Source organism: Streptomyces sp. NPDC050121 (assembly GCF_044460385.1).
GTDB classification, from domain to species: domain Bacteria; phylum Actinomycetota; class Actinomycetes; order Streptomycetales; family Streptomycetaceae; genus Streptomyces; species Streptomyces soliscabiei.
This window is the reverse complement of sequence record NZ_JBITJV010000104.1, coordinates 1-2,847: the sequence shown is the minus strand read 5'-3', so window position 1 is coordinate 2,847 and position 2,847 is coordinate 1. Positions and strand designations below refer to the sequence as shown.

Here is a 2,847-nt window from a genome sequence, read left to right as displayed (position 1 = left end):
CTCGCGGCCGAACTGTCCGGCACGGGCGTGCTGGTCAACGCCGCCGACCCCGGCTGGACCCGCAGCGGCATGGGCGGGCCGTCCGCTCCGCGCGGGCCGGCGGAGGGTGCGGACACCCCGGTCTGGCTGGCGACCCTTCCCGAGGGCGACGGGACGACGGGCGGGCTGTTCGCCGACCGCAGGCCACTGCCCTGGTGAAGGGCTTCAGGTGGCCGGCTGCTGTTCGGCGGCGACGATGCGCAGCGCCAGCTCCCTGACCGCCTCGAGGACCGACCGTGAGGGCAGTTGGGACAGCGGTCCTCCCTCCGCCCGCAGCGCCGTGACGAGCATGGTCGTACTGATCAGCGTGCGGACCGCGAGCGCCTGTGCCGCGTGCCGGGCCTTCGCCGCGCGGGGGCTGCGGGTGGTGCCCTCGGGCAGATAGTCGTAGCCGCGCTGGATGTGCCGCTGCTCGAACTCGTCCCGCAGCACCTTGACGTTGCCGTTGGCGGAGGCGAACTGGACCTGGTAGAGCCGGGCTTCGTCCGGGTTCTGCTCCACCCACTCCCATACGGCGTCGATGACGCGGACCAGGCCCTCCGCGTCACCCGGCGCGGACTCCGGCCGGGCCGCCTCCACGACCGCGTTCAGCTGGTCGAAGACCCGGCGCATGGCGAGTTCGAGCAGCTCTTCCTTGCCGTCGAAGTGGTAGTAGACGGCGGTGGGCACCACCTGTGCCTCGTCGGCGATGTCCTGGATGCTGGTCTCCGCGAAGCCGTTGCGGCCGAACACCCGCACGGCGGCAGTGATGATGTGCTGCCGCCGCGAGGGCCGGTGGGCGGGCTGCTTGCCGTTCTTCGTGGTGGCCATCGTGCTCCCTGCCGGCTGCCGTGAACCCCCGCGTCCGTGGGCCCTGCGTACTGACCAGTGTATCCAGTAACTCCAACCGTGCGTCCGCGTAATTCCTGCTGTATATGGGAGTCCGGGACACTCGGCGCCCGGCATACTTGACACCATGACGACCTCCCGGACCCGCGCGGCTCACCGTCCCTCGCGCAAGCAGTGGGTGATCGAGGCGGCCACGGAGTTGTTCGCCACGCAGCCGCCGGACGAGGTGACGGTGGCCGACATCGCCGCTCGCGCGGAGATGACGTCGGCAGCGGTGTACTACCACTTCTCCTCCAAGGACCAGGTCCTGGCGGAGGCCATGCGGGCGTTCGCCGCCGCGCTGCGCGAGCAGTTGCAGGCGATGAGGGAGGCCCACGAGCCCGGCTCGGACTTCGGAGCGGCGGTCACCACGCTGCTGGCCTGGATGGGCGAGCACCGGTCCGCCGCCACCGTGTTCTTCGTGTCGTCGGCCGGTATGAGCCAGGACGCGGAGGCGCTGCGCCAGGAGAGCCGTACGGAATTGCTGGACGAGCTGGTGGGGTTGATCCGCAAGGCCCGCAGGCCGGTCTCCGACGCCGAGGCGGCGGTGATCGGCCTGGGCCTGCTGGCGCTGCTGGAGACCGCGGCGATCTCGCAGGTCCGGGGCGACGACGTCTATCGTTCGCTGGGGCACCGCTCCTTCGTCCGCGAGGTCGGCGAGCTCGCGGAGCGGATCGCCGACCCGACGACACAGGCCTCATAGACCTCGGCTCACACCAGCAGGCGGAGGGGCTTGCTCAGCGACTCACCGACCGTGCGCAGATATTCGGCGGCGGGTGCCCCGTCGACGGCACGGTGGTCGAAGGTGAGGCTCAGGGTGAGCACCCGTGTCCGCAGCGGCCGGTCGTCCACCCATTCGACGCCGTCCCTCAGTCTGCCCACGCCGAGGATCGCGACGTTGCCGGGGTTGATCACGGGGGTGAAGAAGTCGACGCCGTATCCGCCGAGCGAGGTGACCGTGAAGGTGGCCCCTTCCATCTGTGCGGGGGAGATCCGCCCCTCGCGCGCGGCCTGGGCGAGAGCCCTCGACCGGCGGGCGATCTCGGGCAGCGGCAGCGCCACCGCGTCCTCGATCACGGGGACCATGAGGCCGCCGGGGACGGCCACAGCGAAGCCCAGGTGGATGCCGTCGAGCAGATGGACGCCGTCCTCCCGCACCGTCGCGTTGAGCAGGGGGTGCTCGCGCAGGGCCAGGGCCGCGGCCTTCAGCAGGAAGTCGTTGAGGCTGGGGACCGGCAGTTCGCTGTCGGCCCACTCCTCCTTGAGCCGGTCCCGCAGGGACACCACGGCGTCCATCCGCACCTCGTAGCCGTGCGTCAGCTGTGCCATCTCCTGGAGGCTGGCGTGCATCCTGCGGGCGATGGTGCCGCGCATCCCGGTGAGCGGGATGACCTCACTGGATCGAACGGGGGTGGCTTCGGGTGCCGGAGTGACGCCATCCAGATCCGCCCTGCGGATCCGGCCGCCAGGACCGGTGCCGTTCACCTCGGAGAGATCGATGCCCCGCTCCTTCGCCAGCTTGCGGACCAGCGGCGAGGAGGGGGTGCCGTCCGGCGGCACCGGCGCGACGAGGTCGCCGGGGAGGGCCGCGAGGAACTCCTCCACATCCTCGGAGACGATCCGGCCGGCCGGCCCGGTGCCGCGTACGGCGGTGAGGTCGACGTCGGCTGCCGCGGCGACCCGCCGCGCGTTCGGCGAGGACAGCAGCCGGCCGCCGGTGCCGTTGACGGAGGGCACCATGTTGCCGGCGGACATGACACCCGCACCCGTCCCGGACCCGGCGGGAGTCGGCGCACCCGCCGCCTCCGGTGGCTGCTCCCCCTCGGCCAGCAGCCAGCCGATGAGAGCCCCGGCCGGCACGGTGGCCCCGGCCGCGACCACCGGGTGGAACAGCCCCCCGGCCTCCGCCTCGACGTCCACGTCGACCTTGTCGGTGGCCAG

Annotated in this window: 3 protein-coding genes and 1 pseudogene; 2 read left to right on the top strand and 2 right to left on the bottom strand. The window is 72.0% G+C overall.

The window, feature by feature from the left end; all coding sequences use genetic code 11:
• A pseudogene (locus ACIBTS_RS49290) lies at window positions 1-198 on the top strand (short-chain dehydrogenase); the annotation flags it as partial.
• Between the two features lie 6 nt (window positions 199-204).
• Here ACIBTS_RS49290 and ACIBTS_RS49285 read toward each other — a convergent pair.
• Window positions 205-849, bottom strand: coding sequence for a TetR/AcrR family transcriptional regulator (locus tag ACIBTS_RS49285; RefSeq protein WP_399328535.1), 645 nt, complete (start codon window positions 847-849; stop codon window positions 205-207).
• A gap of 145 nt (window positions 850-994) precedes the next feature.
• Here ACIBTS_RS49285 and ACIBTS_RS49280 point away from each other — a divergent pair, with 145 nt between their 5' ends.
• Window positions 995-1,609, top strand: a complete 615-nt coding sequence (locus ACIBTS_RS49280) for a TetR/AcrR family transcriptional regulator (protein ID WP_399328533.1) — start codon at window positions 995-997, stop codon at window positions 1,607-1,609.
• 8 nt (window positions 1,610-1,617) lie between these two features.
• Here ACIBTS_RS49280 and ACIBTS_RS49275 read toward each other — a convergent pair.
• Window positions 1,618-2,847: dihydrolipoamide acetyltransferase family protein (locus ACIBTS_RS49275; protein WP_399328531.1), on the bottom strand; the 1,230-nt coding region annotated here is incomplete at its 5' end.

Coding starts and splice junctions, on each gene's coding strand:
- ACIBTS_RS49285 (WP_399328535.1), bottom strand. CDS start 849: ATGGCCACCACGAAGAACGGCAAGCAGCCCGCCCACCGGCCCTCGCGG.
- ACIBTS_RS49280 (WP_399328533.1), top strand. CDS start 995: ATGACGACCTCCCGGACCCGCGCGGCTCACCGTCCCTCGCGCAAGCAG.